This is a genomic window from Moritella sp. F3, assembly GCF_015082335.1.
GTDB lineage: Bacteria > Pseudomonadota > Gammaproteobacteria > Enterobacterales > Moritellaceae > Moritella.
Map to the genome: position 1 here is coordinate 1 of NZ_BLRL01000070.1, position 267 is coordinate 267.

At 43.4% G+C, this 267-nt stretch carries 1 protein-coding gene; it reads left to right on the forward strand.

Features of this window, described 5'->3' with window-relative positions; translation table 11 throughout:
• Window positions 1-267, forward strand: a 267-nt coding sequence (locus JFU56_RS22515) for an ABC transporter transmembrane domain-containing protein (RefSeq protein WP_242066057.1), incomplete at both ends; no start/stop codon positions are given.

The window sequence follows — 267 nt, forward strand, 5'->3', positions numbered from 1 at the left end:
ACGCTGTCACGATTAACCAGTGATTTGGAAACCATCGGCGAGACATTTGTTCAGTCGGTTGTAGGGCTAGTTAAAGACAGCATCAATACCATTGCTCTGTTGGTGATGATGTTCTTCATTGATTGGCAGTTAACGATGATTGTGTTGATCATTATGCCGCCAGTGATGTATTTGACGGTGTATGTGAGAAACCGACTTCGTGCTCTCTATAAGGTGACTCGTTCTTCGCTGGCTCGCGGTATTGGCTTTTTACAAGAAGTCTTATTT